The organism is Bacillus nitratireducens, from assembly GCF_001884135.1.
Classification (GTDB): domain Bacteria; phylum Bacillota; class Bacilli; order Bacillales; family Bacillaceae_G; genus Bacillus_A; species Bacillus_A nitratireducens.
In genome coordinates this window covers 60,796-81,076 of the sequence record NZ_MAOC01000007.1, presented here as the reverse complement: position 1 = coordinate 81,076, position 20,281 = coordinate 60,796, and the positions used below count along the sequence as shown (strand labels likewise).

14 protein-coding genes and 1 pseudogene are annotated in these 20,281 nt (G+C 36.0%); 14 read left to right on the top strand and 1 reads right to left on the bottom strand.

Annotated features, from left to right (window positions below; all coding sequences use genetic code 11):
* Positions 1–114 precede the first annotated feature (114 nt).
* The 12 genes from recA to mutL all read left to right on the top strand — a co-directional run bounded on the left by recA (position 115) and on the right by mutL (position 16,265).
* Positions 115–1,146 (top strand): recombinase RecA, encoded by a 1,032-nt coding sequence (gene recA / locus BAU23_RS01835; protein WP_001283855.1) that lies wholly within the window; start codon positions 115–117, stop codon positions 1,144–1,146.
* 482 nt (positions 1,147–1,628) lie between these two features.
* Positions 1,629–3,191: a ribonuclease Y gene (rny, locus tag BAU23_RS01825; RefSeq protein WP_000099778.1), complete on the top strand. Its 1,563-nt coding sequence runs from the start codon at positions 1,629–1,631 to the stop codon at positions 3,189–3,191.
* A gap of 171 nt (positions 3,192–3,362) precedes the next feature.
* Positions 3,363–4,157 carry a TIGR00282 family metallophosphoesterase gene (locus BAU23_RS01820; protein ID WP_001221088.1) on the top strand — a complete coding sequence of 265 codons (795 nt, stop codon included), beginning with the start codon at positions 3,363–3,365 and terminating at the stop codon, positions 4,155–4,157.
* A 149-nt stretch (positions 4,158–4,306) separates the two neighbouring features.
* A complete protein-coding gene (gene spoVS / locus BAU23_RS01815; RefSeq protein WP_000404341.1) occupies positions 4,307–4,567 on the top strand; it encodes a stage V sporulation protein SpoVS in 261 nt (86 codons plus the stop codon).
* 59 nt (positions 4,568–4,626) lie between these two features.
* The gene (locus BAU23_RS01810) at positions 4,627–5,550 is read left to right on the top strand and encodes a dipeptidase (RefSeq protein WP_000688013.1); all 924 of its coding nucleotides are present in this window, start codon (positions 4,627–4,629) and stop codon (positions 5,548–5,550) included.
* Positions 5,551–5,777: 227 nt separating this feature from the next.
* Complete coding sequence (locus tag BAU23_RS01805; RefSeq protein ID WP_000625430.1) at positions 5,778–7,535, top strand: 2-oxoacid:acceptor oxidoreductase subunit alpha; 1,758 nt, start codon at positions 5,778–5,780, stop codon at positions 7,533–7,535.
* Positions 7,522–8,388: a 2-oxoacid:ferredoxin oxidoreductase subunit beta gene (locus BAU23_RS01800; RefSeq protein ID WP_000190147.1), complete on the top strand. Its 867-nt coding sequence runs from the start codon at positions 7,522–7,524 to the stop codon at positions 8,386–8,388. Before BAU23_RS01805 ends, BAU23_RS01800 begins: the two co-directional genes overlap by 14 nt.
* A gap of 429 nt (positions 8,389–8,817) precedes the next feature.
* Positions 8,818–10,347, top strand: a complete 1,530-nt coding sequence (gene miaB, locus BAU23_RS01795; RefSeq protein WP_001005384.1) for a tRNA (N6-isopentenyl adenosine(37)-C2)-methylthiotransferase MiaB — start codon at positions 8,818–8,820, stop codon at positions 10,345–10,347.
* A 3-nt stretch (positions 10,348–10,350) separates the two neighbouring features.
* Positions 10,351–10,782 (top strand): YlbF/YmcA family competence regulator, encoded by a 432-nt coding sequence (locus tag BAU23_RS01790; RefSeq protein ID WP_000649389.1) that lies wholly within the window; start codon positions 10,351–10,353, stop codon positions 10,780–10,782.
* A gap of 125 nt (positions 10,783–10,907) precedes the next feature.
* The gene (gene cotE / locus BAU23_RS01785; RefSeq protein ID WP_001288802.1) at positions 10,908–11,450 is read left to right on the top strand and encodes an outer spore coat protein CotE; all 543 of its coding nucleotides are present in this window, start codon (positions 10,908–10,910) and stop codon (positions 11,448–11,450) included.
* Positions 11,451–11,631: 181 nt separating this feature from the next.
* Positions 11,632–14,313: a DNA mismatch repair protein MutS gene (gene mutS, locus BAU23_RS01780; RefSeq protein ID WP_016130129.1), complete on the top strand. Its 2,682-nt coding sequence runs from the start codon at positions 11,632–11,634 to the stop codon at positions 14,311–14,313.
* Between the two features lie 8 nt (positions 14,314–14,321).
* The gene (gene mutL, locus BAU23_RS01775) at positions 14,322–16,265 is read left to right on the top strand and encodes a DNA mismatch repair endonuclease MutL (RefSeq protein WP_071733447.1); all 1,944 of its coding nucleotides are present in this window, start codon (positions 14,322–14,324) and stop codon (positions 16,263–16,265) included.
* A gap of 377 nt (positions 16,266–16,642) precedes the next feature.
* On the opposite strand, the gene BAU23_RS01765 is transcribed toward mutL, so the two are convergent.
* Positions 16,643–16,885 carry a GntR family transcriptional regulator gene (locus tag BAU23_RS01765; RefSeq protein WP_229165476.1) on the bottom strand — a complete coding sequence of 81 codons (243 nt, stop codon included), beginning with the start codon at positions 16,883–16,885 and terminating at the stop codon, positions 16,643–16,645.
* Between the two features lie 436 nt (positions 16,886–17,321).
* On the opposite strand from BAU23_RS01765, the pseudogene licT reads away from it, so the two are divergent.
* Positions 17,322–18,164 (top strand): annotated as a pseudogene (licT, locus tag BAU23_RS01760) (BglG family transcription antiterminator LicT).
* 124 nt (positions 18,165–18,288) lie between these two features.
* Positions 18,289–20,217 (top strand): beta-glucoside-specific PTS transporter subunit IIABC, encoded by a 1,929-nt coding sequence (locus BAU23_RS01755; protein WP_016130126.1) that lies wholly within the window; start codon positions 18,289–18,291, stop codon positions 20,215–20,217.
* Positions 20,218–20,281 lie beyond the last annotated feature (64 nt).

Here is a 20,281-nt window from a genome sequence, read left to right as displayed (position 1 = left end):
CTAGTTTGATTCGATATAAAATAAAAAAATCGAATAAATGTTCGATTTTTGTTGGCAAATTGAATTGAAAATAGGTATAATAAGATTAGCAGTTCAGTTAAGGAGGAATTATGAATGAGTGATCGTCAAGCGGCATTAGATATGGCGTTAAAACAAATAGAGAAGCAATTCGGTAAAGGTTCAATTATGAAATTAGGAGAACAAGCGGAGCGTAGAATTTCTACAATTTCAAGTGGTTCTTTAGCACTAGATGTGGCACTAGGGGTAGGCGGATACCCACGTGGCCGTATTATTGAAATTTACGGACCTGAAAGTTCAGGTAAAACAACAGTTTCATTACATGCAATCGCGGAAGTACAGCGACAAGGTGGACAAGCAGCATTTATCGATGCGGAGCATGCGATGGATCCTGTTTATGCACAAAAATTAGGTGTTAACATCGATGAATTACTATTATCACAGCCTGATACAGGGGAGCAAGGACTAGAAATCGCAGAAGCACTTGTACGAAGTGGCGCGGTTGATATTATCGTAATTGACTCTGTAGCAGCTCTTGTACCGAAAGCTGAGATCGAAGGAGACATGGGTGACTCTCACGTTGGTTTACAAGCACGTTTAATGTCACAAGCACTTCGTAAACTTTCAGGTGCAATCAACAAATCAAAAACAATCGCAATCTTTATCAACCAAATTCGTGAAAAAGTTGGGGTTATGTTCGGAAACCCAGAAACAACTCCAGGTGGTCGTGCGTTGAAATTCTATTCAACTGTCCGTCTTGAAGTGCGTCGTGCTGAGCAGTTAAAACAAGGTAACGACATCGTTGGTAATAAAACGAAAGTAAAAGTAGTTAAAAATAAAGTAGCACCACCATTCCGTGTTGCTGAAGTTGATATTATGTACGGAGAAGGTATTTCAAGAGAAGGTGAAATCTTAGATATGGCTTCTGAACTTGATATCGTGCAAAAGAGTGGTGCTTGGTACTCTTATAATGAAGAACGCTTAGGACAAGGTCGTGAGAATTCGAAGCAATTCTTAAAAGAGAATACGGATTTAAGAGAGGAAATTGCCTTCTTTGTTCGTGAACATCATGGAATTGGTGAAGACTCTGGTGTTGAAGACACGGAAGATTCAACCCTTCAAGATTAAAAATAAAAGACACGGAATCGTGTCTTTTATTTTTAAATTCGCTATGAAAGCGTTGTATATAGTTGGAGATAAAATATTTATTCTATCCAAAAGGCTATGTGTAAAGAGGAATATTCATATATTTTACGTGAAGACAATGGGATTTACTAAGGTTTTCCAGGATAATATGCTACCTACTTTTCGAATTCAGATAAGATTCAGGGCTGAAGGTAAAGAAAGTAAAAGTAGACAACGCTTGACAATGAAAATTGCGATAGATACAATGAGAATGTATATTTTTTCTTATATACGATATACTCTTCTCAAGAAGAGAAGTAATATTCGGAGTAAGACTTAAATCTTGCCGAAATAATAATATGACATTTTAATTGTGAAATGAAGAAAGTCCCTTAAAAAAGCGGGACGACGGTCTTTGCTGTACGTTGCTATTCAATGTACATGCCGACAGTCTTTTTTCATTCATAGCAAGGGGAGGTGAAATCATGAGTAGTACAGTTTGGATACTCATCTCCATTTTGCTTGCAACAGTCGGTGCAGTTGTTGGCTTTTTTGTTCGAAAGTCTATTGCTGAAGCGAAGATTAATGGTGCAACTAATGAAGCGAAACGTATTCTAGACGAAGCGAATCGTGAAGCAGAAGCACTTAAGAAAGAAGCGCTTTTAGAAGCAAAGGATGAAATTCATACACTTCGTACAGAAGCTGAATTAGAAATTCGTGACCGTAGAAGCGAATTACAAAAACAAGAAAATCGTTTAATGCAAAGAGAAGAGAACCTTGATCGTAAAGACGAAACGCTCGATAAGCGCGAGCAACAGTTGGAAAAGAAAGAGGATTCTCTTGTAGCGAAACAACAACAGATTGAAGAGTTGGAAAGCAAAGTGGGAGAGTTAGTTCAAAAGCAACAAACAGAATTAGAGCGCATTTCCAATCTGACACGCGAACAAGCGAAAGCAATTATTCTTGGTAAAGTAGAAAGTGAAGTTTCTCATGAAATTGCCGTTATGGTAAAAGAAAGTGAAGTTCGTGCGAAAGAAGAAGCGGATAAGAAAGCAAAAGAGATTTTATCTCTTGCAATGCAAAGATGTGCAGCTGATCATGTTGCTGAAACAACCGTTTCGGTTGTAAATCTTCCAAACGACGAAATGAAGGGACGTATTATCGGACGTGAAGGTCGTAATATTCGTACGCTAGAAACGTTAACAGGTATTGACCTTATTATCGATGATACACCAGAAGCGGTAATTCTATCTGGATTTGACCCGATTCGTCGTGAAACAGCTCGTATCGCTCTTGATAAACTAGTACAGGACGGACGTATTCACCCAGCGCGTATTGAAGAGATGGTCGAAAAATCAAGACGTGAAGTGGACGAGTATATTCGTGAAGTCGGAGAGCAAACAACGTTTGAAGTGGGTGTTCATGGCTTACATCCAGATTTAATTAAGATTTTAGGTCGTTTAAAATACCGTACAAGTTATGGACAAAACGTCTTAAAACACTCTATGGAAGTTGCATATTTAACTGGACTTATGGCAGCGGAGCTTGGTGAGGATGAAAAACTAGCAAGACGTGCTGGTCTATTACATGATATCGGAAAAGCAATTGATCATGAAGTAGAAGGTAGCCACGTTGAAATTGGTGTTGAACTCGCAACGAAATATAAAGAGCATCCTGTTGTAATAAACAGTATCGCATCTCACCATGGTGACACAGAACCAACTTCTATCATTGCAGTTCTAGTTGCAGCAGCAGATGCATTATCAGCTGCAAGACCGGGAGCTCGTAGTGAAACACTTGAGAACTACATTCGTCGTCTTGAAAAGTTAGAAGAAATTTCAGAGTCTTATGAAGGCGTAGAAAAATCTTTCGCAATTCAAGCAGGACGTGAAGTTCGTATTCTGGTAAAACCAGATACAATTGATGATTTAGAAGCTCATCGTTTAGCTCGTGATATTCGAAAACGTATTGAAAGTGAACTGGATTATCCAGGACATATTAAAGTTACTGTTATTCGTGAAACACGTGCAGTGGAATACGCAAAATAAAGTGGTGAAACACCACTTTATTTTTTTGTGTTGGAATTGGGTAAAATAAAATTATTTATGAGAAGTATGCAAGTGAAAGAAACTTATAATAGGTAAATTTTTAATATTATAAGGAAATTGCTTGTTAGAGTAAGGTAATAAAAAATGCAGTACATAGAAAGGGTAAGACATATGAGAATATTATTTGTTGGGGATGTAGTAGGATCTCCTGGTAGAGACATGATTCAACAGTACGTACCGGCATTAAAGAAAAAATATACACCTACAGTAACAATCATTAATGGAGAAAATGCTGCGGGTGGACGTGGAATTACGGAAAAAATATATCGAAACTTTTTGGAGTGCGGGGCACAGGCAGTTACGCTTGGAAACCATGCTTGGGATAATCGTGAAGTATTTGAATTTATTGATGATGCTAAATATCTTGCAAGACCAGCTAACTTCCCAGAAGGAACGCCAGGAAAAGGTCTTATCTTTGTGAACTGTAACGGAACAGAAGTTGCAGTAATTAACTTACAAGGACGTACTTTCCTACCTCCAATTGATTGTCCATTCCGAAAAGTGGATGAATTAATCAATATTGCAAAAAAACGTACGAATATTATCTTTGTTGATTTTCATGCTGAAACAACAAGTGAGAAGCAGGCGTTAGGTTGGTACGTAGATGGCCGTGCTACAGCTGTAGTAGGTACACATACACACGTTCCTACAGCTGATAATCGTATCTTACCAAGCGGAACAGCTTATATTACAGATGTTGGTATGACAGGACCGTATGATGGTATTTTAGGTATGGATCGCGAAGCGGTATTGAAGAAGTTTTTAACGAACTTACCAGTACGTTTTGAGGTAACGAATGGCAGAACGCAATTAAGTGCAGTTTTAATCGATGTGGATCCAAATACAGGGAAAGCGAAGAAAATTGAACGCATTTTAATTAATGATGATCAGCCGTTTTTTGAGTAATTTTTAACGAAAAGTTAGAGAAGTCATTATATTTTAATTTTTTAGAAAAATTACAGAAATTTAGCAGGAATACGTGCCATTCCTCGTGAATATAAGTTAAAGTGAAATAATTGCTATTACTTTTTATAAAAACGAGGAGGAAACGCGGAATGGAAATATTAAAAGTTAAAGCAACGTCGGTCCCTAATTCTGTAGCTGGTGCACTTGCAGGTGTTATTCGCGAACGCGGAACAGCAGAAATTCAAGCTATTGGTGCAGGTGCATTGAATCAAGCGGTAAAGGCAGTAGCAATTGCAAGAGGATTTGTAGCGCCTAGTGGTTTGGATCTGATTTGTATCCCAGCGTTTACAGATATTATGATCGATGGCGAAGAGCGTACGGCAATAAAATTAATTGTAGAACCTCGTTAAGTTGAAACAACCTGTTTGCATGTATGCAAACAGGTTGTTTTTATAGTGGAGGAATGAATATGAAAATTTTTGATGCTCATTGCGATGTACTCTTTCAGTTATGGAGTGCAAAGGGAAAAAAAGACTTTCAAAACGATTCACAATTACATATTACATTTGAACAATTAAAGAAAAGAAAAGGAAGTATACAATGCTTTGCGATATATATACCAGAAACAGTAGCGTATGAAAAGCGCTTTGAAGTTGCACTGCAAATGATAGATATTTTTCATAGTGAAATTCTATCGCTACCAGGAATGAAGTTTATTCAGACAAAAAACGATATTAACATGCTAAAACAGGACGAGATTGGAGCGTTATTAACATTAGAAGGATGCGAAGCGATTGGAAAAGAAGCGATGAAATTACGTTTGTTTTATCGCTTAGGTGTACGTTCCTTTGGATTAACATGGAACTATGCCAATTTATTAGCTGATGGGGCGCTAGAGACACGTGGTGCAGGCTTAACTACATTTGGTAGACAAGTTGTACAAGAACTTAATATGTTAGATTTATGGACCGATGTGTCTCATTTAAATGAAAGAAGCTTTTGGGATGTTATAGAAATAGCTAAAAACCCAATTGCATCTCACTCAAACTGTTATCAACTTTGTGGGCATCCACGCAATTTAACCGATGAACAAATAAGAGCTCTCATAAAGAAAAATAGCATTATTGGTATTACATTCGTACCGCAGTTTTTAACGAATGAAAGACAAGCGAATATAGCAGATATATTAAGACATGTGGAATATATTTGTTCATTAGGTGGAGAAAAAAATATAGGATTCGGTTCTGATTTTGATGGGATTTTAGAAACTGTTGTAGGTGTAGAAGCATACAGGGATTATGAAAATATAATTAATCACCTGTGTAAAAAGTATAGTGAATCAACTGTAGATCGATTTTTGTATAAAAATTTTGTTGACTGTGTAACGTTCTAAAGATTGTATTTTAAAAATTCAGAAAAATTAAAATGAATTCACTTGAATTTATTGATTTTTTTAAGACCTAATACTAGAATGGAAAACGAAATAGCTTTATACTAAAGATTCAGGGAAATCAGAAGAGGCATAATTTGCGTCCATTGTAGTTTATTTGTATAAAAAATGCTAAACTAATACTGTAAAAAAATACACTACAATGAATGCAGCCAAAAGGGGTGTAGGAGATGATTAGTCAACTTTCATGGAAAGTTGGAGGCCAACAAGGTGAAGGAATTGAAAGTACAGGGGAAATCTTCTGTATTGCATTAAACCGATTAGGATATTACCTATACGGTTACCGCCACTTCTCATCACGTATTAAAGGCGGCCATACAAATAATAAAATTCGTGTAAGTACAACAGAAGTACGCGCGATCTCAGATGATTTAGATATTTTAATTGCTTTTGATCAAGAAACAATTGATTTTAACTTCCACGAACTACGTCCGGGTGGAATTGTAGTTGCGGATGCAAAATTTAATCCAACAATACCTGATAATACAGATGTAAATCTATATGTGATACCGTTTACAGATATTGCTTCAGAGTTAGGCACATCATTAATGAAAAACATGGTTGCTGTTGGGGCATCTAGTGCGGTATTAGGATTAGACGAAACAGCGTATTTAGAGGTTGTTGAAGAAATCTTTGGTCGTAAAGGAGAGCAAGTCGTTCAAAAGAATATGGAAGCCATTAAACGCGGCTCTCAATATATGAAAGAATTGCTTGGTGAAAAAGTAAACATGATGCAGCTTGAAAAAGCTGACGGTAAGAAACGCATGTTTATGATTGGAAACGATGCAATCGCATTTGGTGCAGTAGCTGGTGGTGCTCGCTTTATGTCTGCATATCCAATCACACCTGCATCTGAAATTATGGAATACTTAATTAAAAAGTTACCGAAAGTCGGCGGGACAGTAATCCAAACTGAGGATGAAATCGCAGCTTGTACAATGGCAATCGGTGCAAACTACGCTGGTGTTCGTACATTAACAGCATCTGCTGGTCCTGGTCTTTCTTTAATGATGGAAGCAATAGGTTTAGCAGGTATTACTGAAACACCGCTAGTTATCATTGATACACAACGTGGTGGTCCAAGTACGGGCTTACCAACAAAACAAGAGCAGTCTGACTTAATGGCTATGATTTACGGAACGCATGGTGAAATTCCAAAGATCGTAATGGCGCCAAGTACAGTTGAAGAAGCTTTCTATGATATTGTAGAAGCATTTAATTTAGCAGAAGAATATCAAGTGCCTGTTATCTTCTTAACAGATCTACAGCTTTCTTTAGGAAAGCAAACAGTAGAGCCACTTAAGTTAGATAAGGTTGAAATTCGTCGCGGTAAGCTTGATTTAGAAGTAGAATTACCAGAACGTGAAAATAAAGCATACTTCAAGCGTTATGAAGTAACAGAAGATGGAATTTCACCACGTGTTTTACCTGGTATGAAAAATGGTATTCACCATGTTACAGGTGTAGAACATGATGAAACGGGTAAACCATCTGAATCAGCGTTAAATCGTAAAGATCAAATGGACAAACGTTTCCGTAAAATGGCGAACTTGCAGTTTAATACCCCTATTTACAAAAATGCTAAGCATGATGACGCAGACGTATTGTTAGTTGGCTTTAACTCAACTCGTGGTGCGATCGAAGAGGCAATGCAACGTTTGGAACAAGAAGGAATGAAAGTAAACCATGCCCATGTACGTTTAATTCATCCGTTCCCAACAGCTGAAATCGATCCACTTGTGAAAAAAGCGAAGCGTGTTGTAGTAGTAGAAAACAATGCAACTGGTCAGCTTGCTAACATTATGAAAATGAATCTTGGCAGTGGTGAGAAAATTTCTAGTCTTTTAAAATACGATGGAAATCCATTCTTGCCGAAAGAGATTTACAACGAATGCAAAAAAGGGGTTGTATTAAATGGCAACATTTAAGGACTTTCGTAACAGTGTAAAACCAAACTGGTGCCCAGGTTGCGGAGACTTCTCGGTGCAGGCTGCGATTCAGCGTGCGGCAGCTAACGTTGGTTTAAATCCAGATGAGCTAGCTGTTATTTCTGGTATCGGCTGTTCAGGTCGTATTTCAGGGTATATTAATTCATATGGTTTGCATAGTATTCACGGACGTGCTCTTCCGATTGCACAAGGTGTAAAAATGGCAAATCGTGACTTAACAGTTATTGCATCCGGTGGTGACGGTGATGGTTTTGCGATTGGTATGGGACATACGATCCATTCTATTCGTCGTAACATTGATATTACGTACATCGTAATGGATAACCAAATTTACGGATTAACAAAAGGTCAAACTTCACCACGTAGTGAAGCTGGATTTAAAACGAAAAGTACACCACAAGGTTCAATTGAACCATCACTAAATGTTATGGAAATGGCTTTAACAGCTGGTGCGACATTTGTGGCGCAAAGCTTTTCAAGTGATTTAAAAGAATTAACGCAAATTATTGAAGCTGGTATTAACCATAAAGGCTTTTCATTAATTAATGTATTTAGTCCATGTGTTACTTACAATAAAGTAAATACTTATGATTGGTTTAAAGAGAATTTAACGAAACTAAGTACAGTAGAAGGATATGATCCATCTAACCGCATGATGGCTATGCAAACATTAATGGAAAAGAACGGGTTAGTAACAGGTTTAATTTATCAAAATACAAAGCAACCTTCATACCAAGAACTTGTAAAAGGGTATAGTGAGAAGCCTTTAGTGCAAGCTGATTTAAATATGGATCAGAAAATGTTTGATGAACTTGTTGCTGAATTTATGTAATATAAGAAGAGGAGGTTGCCATTTGGTAACCTTTTTTTATGAGTAAAAAATATAGGGTAGTCTTATTTACTTAGAAAATTCAGAATGGTAAAATAATATATAAATCGTTGTATGAAAATGGCGAGTTCATTGCTGATGAAATGTAAGATCAGACAAAGCCTCTTTCTTGTTAAAATTGGCGCAACGCTTCATACTATGGTAATGTTTATAGGGATAAAGCAATATGCTTTTGGATAGGACAAAAAGAAGTATGAAAAGGGAATGTCTATTTGTGTGGGGAAGACTTCATTCTTATGAATGATTAGATTGATTACTCAAGTTTCAAAGGACAAGTTATCTCTCAAGCTATCTAACCATTTTTGAGGTGAGTCAAAGCGCATTAAAATGGACTATAGAGTGTGTATAGTTAAGGGTGAAAGGAGATTACCGATGAACGAGCAACAACGATTAGCAAGTCAACAAGCGAATTCCTCTACGAAAAAAGAAGAGAAAGATTATAGTAAATACTTTGAAAGTGTATACCAACCACCTTCCTTAAAAGACGCGAAAAAACGAGGGAAAGAAGAAGTTAAAATTGAACGGGATTTTGGCTTACCTGAAGAATTTCGCAATTTTGGTACAGGAAGAAAGTTCTATATTCGTACATATGGTTGTCAAATGAATGAGCATGATACGGAAGTAATGGCGGGTATTTTCACCGCACTTGGATATGAGCCAACCTTTTCAACTGAAGATGCAGATGTAGTTTTATTAAATACTTGTGCAATTCGTGAAAATGCTGAAAATAAAGTGTTCGGTGAACTAGGTCATTTAAAGTCATTAAAAAGAAGAAATCCGGACCTTTTAATTGGTGTATGTGGTTGTATGTCTCAAGAAGAATCTGTTGTAAATAAAATTATGCAAAAAAATCAGCATGTAGATATGGTGTTTGGAACGCATAATATTCATAGATTGCCGTATATTCTAAAAGATGCAATGTTCTCGAAGGAGACGGTAGTTGAAGTTTGGTCAAAAGAAGGGGATGTAATTGAAAACCTTCCGAAAGTACGCCGTGGTGATATTAAAGCTTGGGTAAATATTATGTATGGCTGTGATAAGTTCTGTACATATTGTATCGTGCCGTATACACGTGGAAAAGAGCGAAGCAGACGTCCAGAAGACATTATCCAAGAAATTCGTCATTTAGCTGCGAATGGTTATAAAGAAATTACATTACTTGGCCAGAACGTAAATGCATATGGTAAAGACTTTGAAGATTTTGAATACGGACTTGGCGATTTAATGGACGAACTCCGTAAAGTTGATATTGCCCGTATTCGTTTTACAACGAGCCATCCACGTGATTTCGATGATCACTTAATTGAAGTGCTTGGAAAAGCTGGAAACTTAGTAGAACATATTCACTTACCAGTTCAATCTGGAAGCACAGAGATGTTAAAAATTATGGCGCGTAAATATTCACGTGAGCATTATTTAGAACTTGTAAGAAAGATTAAAGAAGCAATTCCAAATGCAGTATTCACAACTGATATTATCGTTGGTTTCCCAAATGAAACAGATGAGCAATTTGAAGAAACGATGTCGTTATATCGTGAAGTAGGATTTGATACTGCCTTTACCTTTATTTATTCTCCGCGCGAAGGTACACCAGCTGCAAAAATGAAAGATAATGTACCGATGGAAGTGAAAAAAGAACGTCTTCAACGCTTAAATACACTAGTAAATACGTTGGCAATTGAAAAGAATAATCGTTACAAAGGTCAAATTGTAGAAGTGTTAGTTGATGGGGAAAGTAAAAATAATCCAGAAGTACTCGCAGGTTATACTCGTACGAATAAACTTGTAAACTTCGTCGCTTCAAAATCTTTAATTGGTCAGCTTGTGAAAGTAAAAGTAACGGAAGCAAAAACTTGGTCTCTTAACGGGGAATTAGTTGAAGAGCCGATTGAGGTGGAATAATAGATGAAAGCATATTCGAAAGATGAAATTGTTGAACAAGCGAAAGAATTAGCAAAAATGATTTCTGAAACAGAAGAAGTCGACTTCTTTAAGCGAGCAGAAGCACAAATTCATAAAAATGAAAATGTAAAGCGCGCAATTGATGAAATTAAAGCACTGCAAAAGCAAGCAGTAAACTTGCAGCATTACGGGAAATGGGAAGCTTTGAAAAAAGTAGAAGCTGAAATTGATGCATTGCAAGATAAGTTGGATAGTATCCCAGTTGTGCAAGAATTTAAATCTTCACAAACATATGTAAATGACTTACTACAGCTAGTTGCAAGTACGATTTCTAACAACGTAACAGATGAAATATTAATTTCAACTAATGGCGATGTATTGAAGGGTGAAACGGGCGCAGCGGTAGAAAGTAAAAAAGGAAATTGTGGTTGTTAAAGAGATGTCGAATTGACATCTCTTTTTTTAGTGGGTTAAACGTAAGTTCTTCTCGAAAAAAGAATGACACATTCCGCTATTGTCACGCATATGATTAAGTGAATAGTGATTGAGGAGGGTTACGAATGTCCGAATTTAGAGAGATTATTACAAAAGCAGTGGTTGGAAAAGGACGTAAGTATACAAAGTCAACGCATACATGTGAATCGAATAATGAGCCAACAAGTATTTTAGGGTGCTGGGTAATTAACCACTCGTACGAAGCAAGAAAGAATGGAAAGCATGTGGAAATTGAAGGTTTCTATGATGTGAACACTTGGTATTCATTTGATGGAAACACAAAGACAGAAGTTGTAACAGAACGTGTGAACTACACTGATGAAGTGAGTATTGGATATCGTGATAAAAACTTTTCTGGTGATGATTTAGAAATTATTGCTCGTGTCATTCAGCCACCAAATTGTTTAGAAGCTCTTGTATCACCAAATGGTAATAAAATTGTTGTAACTGTAGAACGTGAATTTGTAACAGAAGTAGTTGGGGAAACGAAAATTTGTGTAAGTGTAAATCCTGAAGGTTGCGTAGAATCAGACGAGGATTTCCAAGTCGATGATGATGAGTTTGAAGAATTAGATCCGAACTTTATCGTCGATGCAGAAGAAGAGTAATAGAAAGCTAGGGAGAAGTTCTTCCTAGCTTTTTACTTTACATAAGTGATGCTTGAATGAACATGATTCCTTATGAAATGTGCTATAATGAGGAAAGACTCCTGAAATAGGAGATATGGATGTCCGTGAAGTGTGACATATATGAAAATTGATTACTATGTAAGAATTATGGAGGAAAAGTATGACGCAATATACCCCTATGATACAGCAATATTTAAAGGTTAAGGCAGACTATCAAGATGCCTTTTTATTTTTCCGATTAGGTGATTTTTATGAAATGTTCTTTGAAGATGCGGTTAAAGCAGCTCATGAACTTGAAATTACATTAACGAGCCGAGATGGTGGTAGTAGTGATCGTATACCGATGTGCGGTGTACCGCATCATGCAGCTAAAAATTACATTGAACAACTTGTTGAAAAAGGATATAAAGTAGCTGTTTGTGAGCAAGTGGAAGATCCAAAAACAGCTAAAGGTGTAGTACGTCGTGAAGTAGTACAACTAATTACGCCAGGAACGATGATGGAAGGGCGTACAATAGACGAGAAAGAGAATAACTTCTTAGCAGCATTAACACATTTCGAAGATGGATCTTATGCGCTAGCTTGTAATGACTTAACGACTGGACAAAATACAGTGACGTTGTTAACAGGTTCAGTAGAAGATATTTTATTAGAAGTGTATGCAACTGGTTCAAAAGAAATTGTTGTAGATTCTACATTTTCAAAAGATGAATTAAATAAATTAACTGAAACATTAAAAATGACGATTTCGTATGAAGATGCAACAACTATTCCGGAAGGGTTAGAACATCTTGTGAAAAATGTTTCACAAGCAAAGTTAATTAAAGCAATTGGACGCTTATTTAACTATGTGATAAGAACACAAAAACGTTCGTTAGATCACTTGCAACCAGTGGAAATTTATTATACGAACCAGTTTATGAAAATTGATGTGCATTCAAAGCGAAATTTAGAACTGACAGAAACACTTCGAACAAAAGAAAAAACAGGATCATTATTATGGCTATTAGATAAAACGAAAACAGCTATGGGTGGTCGTATGTTAAAACAGTGGATGGAACGTCCACTTATTCAGAAAGAAAAAGTTGAAGAGCGTTTAGAAATGGTTGAAACGTTTGTAAATGATTACTTCTTACGTGAAGATTTAAAAGAAAAGTTAAAAGAAGTATATGATTTAGAGCGTTTAGCAGGGAAAGTTGCATTTGGTAATGTAAATGCACGGGACTTATTACAGTTAAGACGTTCTTTACTTCAAGTACCAGCTATTTTAGAAGCGATTAGTCTTTTAGATAATGCTTATGCAGCAAGGTTAATTCAAGGTGCGGATCCATGTGAGAGCTTAACTGAATTACTAGGAAGAAGTATTCAAGAAAACCCACCGCTTTCTATTAAAGATGGAGATATTATTAAAGACGGTTATAATGACAAGCTTGATCAATATCGTTACGTTAGTAAAAACGGGAAAACGTGGATCGCTGAGCTTGAAAAACGAGAGCGTGATATTACAGGGGTTAAATCATTAAAAATTGGATACAACCGTATTTTCGGCTACTACATTGAAGTGACGAAGGCGAATCTTGCAGCACTTCCAGAAGGGCGCTATGAGCGAAAACAAACACTTGCAAATGCAGAGCGCTTCATAACAGATGAACTAAAAGAAAAAGAAACATTAATCTTAGAAGCAGAAGAGAAAATTGTACAATTAGAATACGATTTATTTACAGCACTTCGCGAAGAAGTTAAAGTATTCATTCCGAAATTACAGCATTTAGCGAAAGTAATTAGTGAGCTAGACGTGTTGCAAAGCTTTGCGACAGTTAGTGAAGAAGAGCAGTTTGTAAAACCTGTTTTAACAACTAAGCGCGAAATCTTTATTAAAGATGGTCGTCATCCTGTCGTTGAAAAAGTATTGAACGGGAAATTGTATGTACCGAATGATTGTATTATGCCGGAGAAGATGGATGTCTTTTTAATTACAGGACCGAACATGTCTGGTAAAAGTACGTATATGAGACAATTAGCACTTGTTACTGTTATGTCACAAATTGGTTGCTTTGTACCAGCGAAAGAAGCAGTATTACCCGTCTTCGATCAAATCTTTACGAGAATTGGTGCAGCGGATGATTTAATCTCAGGTCAAAGTACATTTATGGTTGAAATGTTAGAAGCGAAAAATGCAATTGCAAATGCATCAGAAAGAAGTTTAATTTTATTCGATGAAATTGGACGCGGTACATCTACGTATGATGGTATGGCACTTGCACAAGCAATCATTGAACATATTCATGACCAAATTGGTGCGAAAACATTATTTTCTACACATTATCATGAATTAACAGTGTTAGAAGAAAGTTTAGACCAACTAAAGAATGTACATGTTTCAGCTATTGAAGAAAATGGAAAAGTAGTTTTCCTTCATAAAATTCAAGATGGAGCAGCGGATAAAAGTTATGGAATTCACGTTGCGCAACTTGCTGAGCTTCCAGATAGCTTAATCGCTCGCGCGAAAGAAGTGTTAGCACAACTAGAGGGACAGGAAGAAATTATTATTCCAAAGCGCACAGAAGTGAAAGTGCAAGAAGTTGCTCCAGAACCTGTAGTTGTAAAAGAAGAACAAGCAGAAATACAAGAAAAGCAAGAAAAGCAAGAAGAGACTGAAGAAGAATCGCAACTATCTTTCTTTGGAGGAGAACAGTCTGCGAAGAAACAAGACAAGCTTGTGTTAGATCAAAAAGAAACGGCAGTACTTGCACAAATTAAAAAAATTGATTTACTAGATATGACACCTTTAGAAGCGATGAACGAACTGTATCGTTTACAAAAAAAGTTAAAGAAAGGATGAGTAAGTAGATGGGGAAAATTCGCAAACTCGATGATCAACTCTCTAACTTAATTGCGGCAGGGGAAGTAGTAGAGCGCCCTGCCTCAGTTGTAAAAGAACTCGTGGAAAATTCCATCGATGCGAATAGTACATCTATTGAAATCCACTTAGAAGAAGCTGGGTTATCGAAAATTCGCATCATTGATAATGGAGATGGCATTGCAGAAGAAGATTGTATCGTTGCATTTGAACGCCACGCAACGAGCAAAATTAAAGATGAAAATGATCTGTTTCGTATAAGAACGCTCGGTTTCCGCGGAGAGGCCCTGCCGAGTATTGCCTCTGTAAGTGAGTTAGAATTAATTACAAGCACAGGTGATGCGCCTGGTACACACCTTATGATTAAAGGTGGAGACATTATAAAACAAGAGAAAACAGCGAGCCGAAAAGGAACAGATATTACAGTACAAAACTTATTCTTTAATACACCAGCGCGCCTTAAATATATGAAAACGATTCATACAGAGCTTGGGAACATTACAGATATCGTGTATCGTATTGCAATGTCTCATCCAGAAGTATCGCTAAAACTGTTTCATAATGAAAAGAAATTGCTTCATACGTCAGGAAACGGTGATGTAAGACAAGTACTTGCATCGATTTACAGCATTCAAGTTGCGAAGAAGCTTATTCCAATTGAAGCCGAATCTTTAGACTTCACAATTAAAGGGTATGTAACATTACCAGAAGTAACGAGAGCGTCTCGTAATTATATGTCAACGATCGTAAATGGTCGTTACGTTCGAAATTTCGTATTAATGAAAGCAGTTCAGCAAGGATACCATACATTACTGCCAGTCGGACGATATCCAATCGGTTTCTTATCGATTGAAATGGACCCAATGCTTGTTGACGTTAACGTACATCCAGCGAAATTAGAAGTTCGTTTTAGTAAAGAACAAGAATTGCTAAAGCTTATCGAAGAAACATTGCAATCGGCATTCAAAAAAATACAGCTTATTCCAGATGCTGGCGTAACAACGAAGAAAAAAGAAAAAGATGAAAGTGTGCAAGAACAGTTCAAGTTTGAGCATACAAAACCGAGAGAATCATCTATGCCTAACATCGTTTTACCGACTGGTATGGATGAAAAACAAGAAGAAACAACGACTGTGAAACGACCAGCACAACTTTGGCAACCGCCGAAGCAAGAATGGCAACCACCACAGTCACTAGTAAGAGAAGAGCAAAGTTGGCAGCCATCCTCTAAGCCGGTAATAGAAGAAACGGTTCGAGAGGAAAAGGAATGGACTAGCAACGATGATGATTTTGAATTAGAGGAATTGGAAGAAGAAGTTCACGAAATAAAAGAGATTGAAATGAACGGTAATGATTTACCGCCGCTTTATCCAATTGGACAAATGCACGGAACATATATTTTCGCTCAAAATGATAATGGGTTATATATGATTGATCAGCATGCAGCGCAGGAACGTATCAATTATGAATATTTCCGTGATAAAGTAGGAAGAGTAGCGCAAGAAGTACAAGAACTACTTGTACCGTACCGTATTGACTTATCTCTTACTGAATTTTTACGTGTCGAAGAGCAGCTGGAAGAACTAAAAAAAGTCGGACTATTTTTAGAGCAATTCGGCCATCAATCCTTTATCGTCCGCTCGCACCCAACGTGGTTCCCGAAAGGACAAGAAACAGAAATCATTGATGAAATGATGGAGCAAGTTGTCAAACTTAAAAAAGTTGATATTAAAAAACTACGAGAAGAAGCAGCAATCATGATGAGCTGTAAGGCTTCCATTAAAGCAAATCAATATTTAACGAACGATCAAATATTCGCTTTACTTGAAGAACTTCGTACAACAACAAACCCTTACACATGCCCGCACGGAAGACCGATTCTTGTGCATCATTCTACTTATGAGTTGGAGAAGATGTTTAAGAGGGTTATGTAGGGTTAACCTCTTTAATGCGAAACGTTAAAAGACACCTTTATTTTAAGGTGTCTTTTTGAGTTTCACATTAAGATTAATACCATATTCTATTTTATCTTTATTTACTTGAGAGATACTTATCCGGATTACTTTGTGTTTGTTTCCTTCTAAATACATTCTAGATGCATTATCTACATAAATATGTTTTTCTTTTAACGAATGAATTAACTTGTCAATGTTTATATGTGAAGGTAAGAAAATAGTAAGATACAAACCACCTTTTGGCTTAGTAAATTTTATATAGTTTGGTAAATAAGATGAACAAGCATTTAATAAGATAGTCATTTTATTAATGTACAATTTGTTCCATTATCAATATGATAATGGAACATTCCACTTTATATATATATTTCTAAAGCGCTTTGTGATAGTGTCGATGTATTGAAATTAGCAATAAATTTATATTGTACAAATTGATCAACCATCGCTTCAGGGAGTATAACTGTTGCGATGCGTAATCCTGGTACAAATACTTTTGAAAAACTTTTAACATAAATAACTCTACCGTTAGGTTCATATGCAAATAATGGATCTGCCTTGGAATCCATATCAAATTCTGCCAAATAATCATCTTCTACAATGTAAACATCATATTTTTCGGCAAGAGCGACGATTTTTTTCTTGTCTTCATTTGTATAACAAGTATCAAAGGTTTTAAATCATTATAGGGAGAAAATACAACACTTCAAACAACAACATCAAAATTTCAGGGTTAAAATAAGGGGTTATTTAGGTTTCCAGAAACTTAGGCGTACAGATTAAGACGATTTGTCGGTAGTATTCCTTTTGTAGATTTGTGCCATTAACGGCGTTGACGAAATTTTAAATTTAGGATATTATGTACGTATATCAATGGAATTGGGTAGTAATTGTTTTAATACAAGCTAAGCCTATTCATTAGTGTGCAGAGAAGTTTTTAGGTACTTCTATGCATTTTAATGGATGGGCTTTTTTATGTTATATCGGAATAATATATGATAAATCCATACTAAAATATCCTTGATTGGAGTGAAATATATGGAAGTTAAAAGGAATCTAAATAACAATGTCGTTATTACGGAGGATAAAAATGGAAAATAGATAATTGTTATGGGAAAAGGAATAGGCTATCAAAAATCAAAAGGTGATGTGATTGATGAAAGTAAGGTAAACAAAATTTTTCGCATAGCCAATCAAGATATATCTAATAAATTACAAGAATTGCTAAATAACATACCCATTGAGCATATGAAACTCTCAGATGAAATTATTGGATATGCTCAAAGAAAATTAGGTAAAAAACTCAATGAAGGTATTTATATTTCATTGAGTGATCACATGCATAATGCAATTCAAAGGATTAAAGAAGGAATTCAGATTAAAAATGCACTGCTATGGGAAATAAAACGATTTTATAAAGATGAATTTAATATTGGAATGAAAGCACTGGATATTATTGAAAGAGAGACGCACATTCGTTTACCTGATGATGAAGCAGGTTTTATTGCTTTTCATATTGTAAACGCTCAGTTGCATAAAGAACAGCCAATCGTACATGAGATCACACAGTTGATTCAAGAAGTGCTGACAATTGTAAGGGTTCATTTTGGTATTGAGATTATAGAAGAATCGGTTTCCTTTTATCGTTTTATTAGCCATTTAAAGTTTTTTGCTTCCCGGCTAATTACGAATAGCACATACAGTGATGAATCTGATGAAGAGTTATTTGAGATTATTAAAAATAAGTATATGAAAGAGTTTGAATGTGTTTCAAAGATTCAACTATTTATCCAAAAGAAATACGGACATTATTTAACTTCAAATGAAATGATTTATTTGACTATTCATGTAGCAAAGGTAGTTCGGGAGTCGAGTAGATAGGTAAAAGAACATGAAAGGTGGTGATGACTGTAAACATGCAATACATAGCTGGATGGTAACATTAAGTTGGCCAGACCTTCACTATTTCTGTAAATAAATACAAGAAAAAATGGAGGATTGAAAAATGAGGAAATACAACGAATTAGCAAAAGAAATTATTGAAAATATAGGTGGAAAAGAAAATATAAATAGCTTAACACATTGTGTGACTCGACTACGTTTTAAATTGAAGGACGAGTCCATCGCAAATGATGATACCCTAAAAAATATGGAGGGTATTGTCACGGTCATGAAAAGTGGTGGTCAATATCAAGTTGTTATCGGAAACCATGTACCACAAGTATATGATGATATTAGTGCATTGATCGACGTAGATCAACTGAATGCAACTCAACAAGGTGAGCAAAAGCCTGAAAAATTACTACATAAGGCAATTGACATCATATCAGGTATATTCCAGCCAATATTAGGTATTATGGCTGCGTGTGGTATGTTGAAAGGACTAAATGCACTGTTTGTTGCTATAGGATTATATAGCTCAACTTCGGGTGGTTCAATGGTCATTAATGCAATCGGTGATGCTTTATTTACTTTTCTACCATTGTTTTTAGGTTATACTTCAGCTAAAAAGTTTGGTTTAAAACCCATGTTAGGCTTAGTTGTAGGGGCTATTATGTGTTATCCAAGCATACAAGCTAGTGCTGTTTCTTCAAGTACTAATGCAATGTATACATTATTTCAAGGTTCTATGTTTAAATCGCCGATTTACATTGATTTCTTTGGCATACCTTTAATTTCAATAAATTATACAGGTACAGTTATTCCTGTTATTTTAGCTGTATATTTTGCAGCAAAATGCGAAAGAGTGTGTAATAAGTTTGTACCAGATTTACTTAAATTCTTCTTTGTTCCAATGCTTACATTACTAATTGCATTACCAGTTGCATTTATTGTAATTGGACCACTTGCAACATTTGGCTCAACGGCTGTTTCTGAATTTGTATTTGCAGTTAGAGATTTCAGCCCCTTGTTTGCTGGTATCATAGTTGGAGCTACGTGGCAAATACTAGTAATCTTTGGTATACACTGGGGATTTATACCTGTATATCTAAATAACATTATGACTATGGGATACGATAATGTGATGATGCCTTTCTTTGCTTGTACTTTCGCAACTGCAGGAGTTGTCCTAGCGATATTATTTAAAACAAAAGACAAGAAAATGAAGGAAATGTCTTTACCAAATTTCTTATCCAGTATATTCGGAGTAACAGAACCAGCTATTTATGGAATTCTATTACCCTTAAAGAAACCATTTATTATTAGTTGTATTGCTGGTGGAATCGGTGGGGGATTCTATGGATTCTTTAATTTAAGAAAATTTATGGCTGGTGGAATGGGTATTTTTGAATTACCTGCAATGATTGAACCGGATGGAGCAATGGGGAATTTAATTGTTGCGGTTATCGGTATTGTAATTTCGATGGTAGTTGCATTTATATTGACGATGATTGTCTATAAAGATAAAGAGACTGTTTACGCAGGGGTGAATGAGCCTCAAATTGAAGTTAGCCAAGATGAAAAGAAAAGTAGATTAGAGAAAGAAATAATTGAAAGCCCGATAAAAGGTGAAGTATTGCAATTAAAAGATATAGAAGATGCGGCTTTTTCATCAGGTGTATTAGGTAATGGAGTTGCCATCGTACCTACAGAAGGGGTAGTTGAGGCCCCTGTTAATGGGGAAGTAACAGCATTATTCCCTAGTTTACATGCGATTGGAATTATATCGGATAATGGAGTCCAGATTCTGATTCATGTTGGTTTAAACACAGTCCAATTAGAAGGTAAAGGATTTAAAACTTATGTACAACAAGGTGATAAGGTAAGGAAAGGTCAACGATTGTTAGATTTCAATATTGAAGAAATAGAACAAGCTGGTTACAGTGTTGTTACTCCAATAGTTATTACGAATTCCGCAGATTATTTAGAGGTCGCGGAGAGTAAAGAAGGTAACGTGGATAGAGGAGCGAGTTTAATTACAGTTATATTTTGATGCCAAAGACGGCCAAATCTAGGCGGAAAAGTTTTCTATACACGGTTATTAAGAATAATACTTC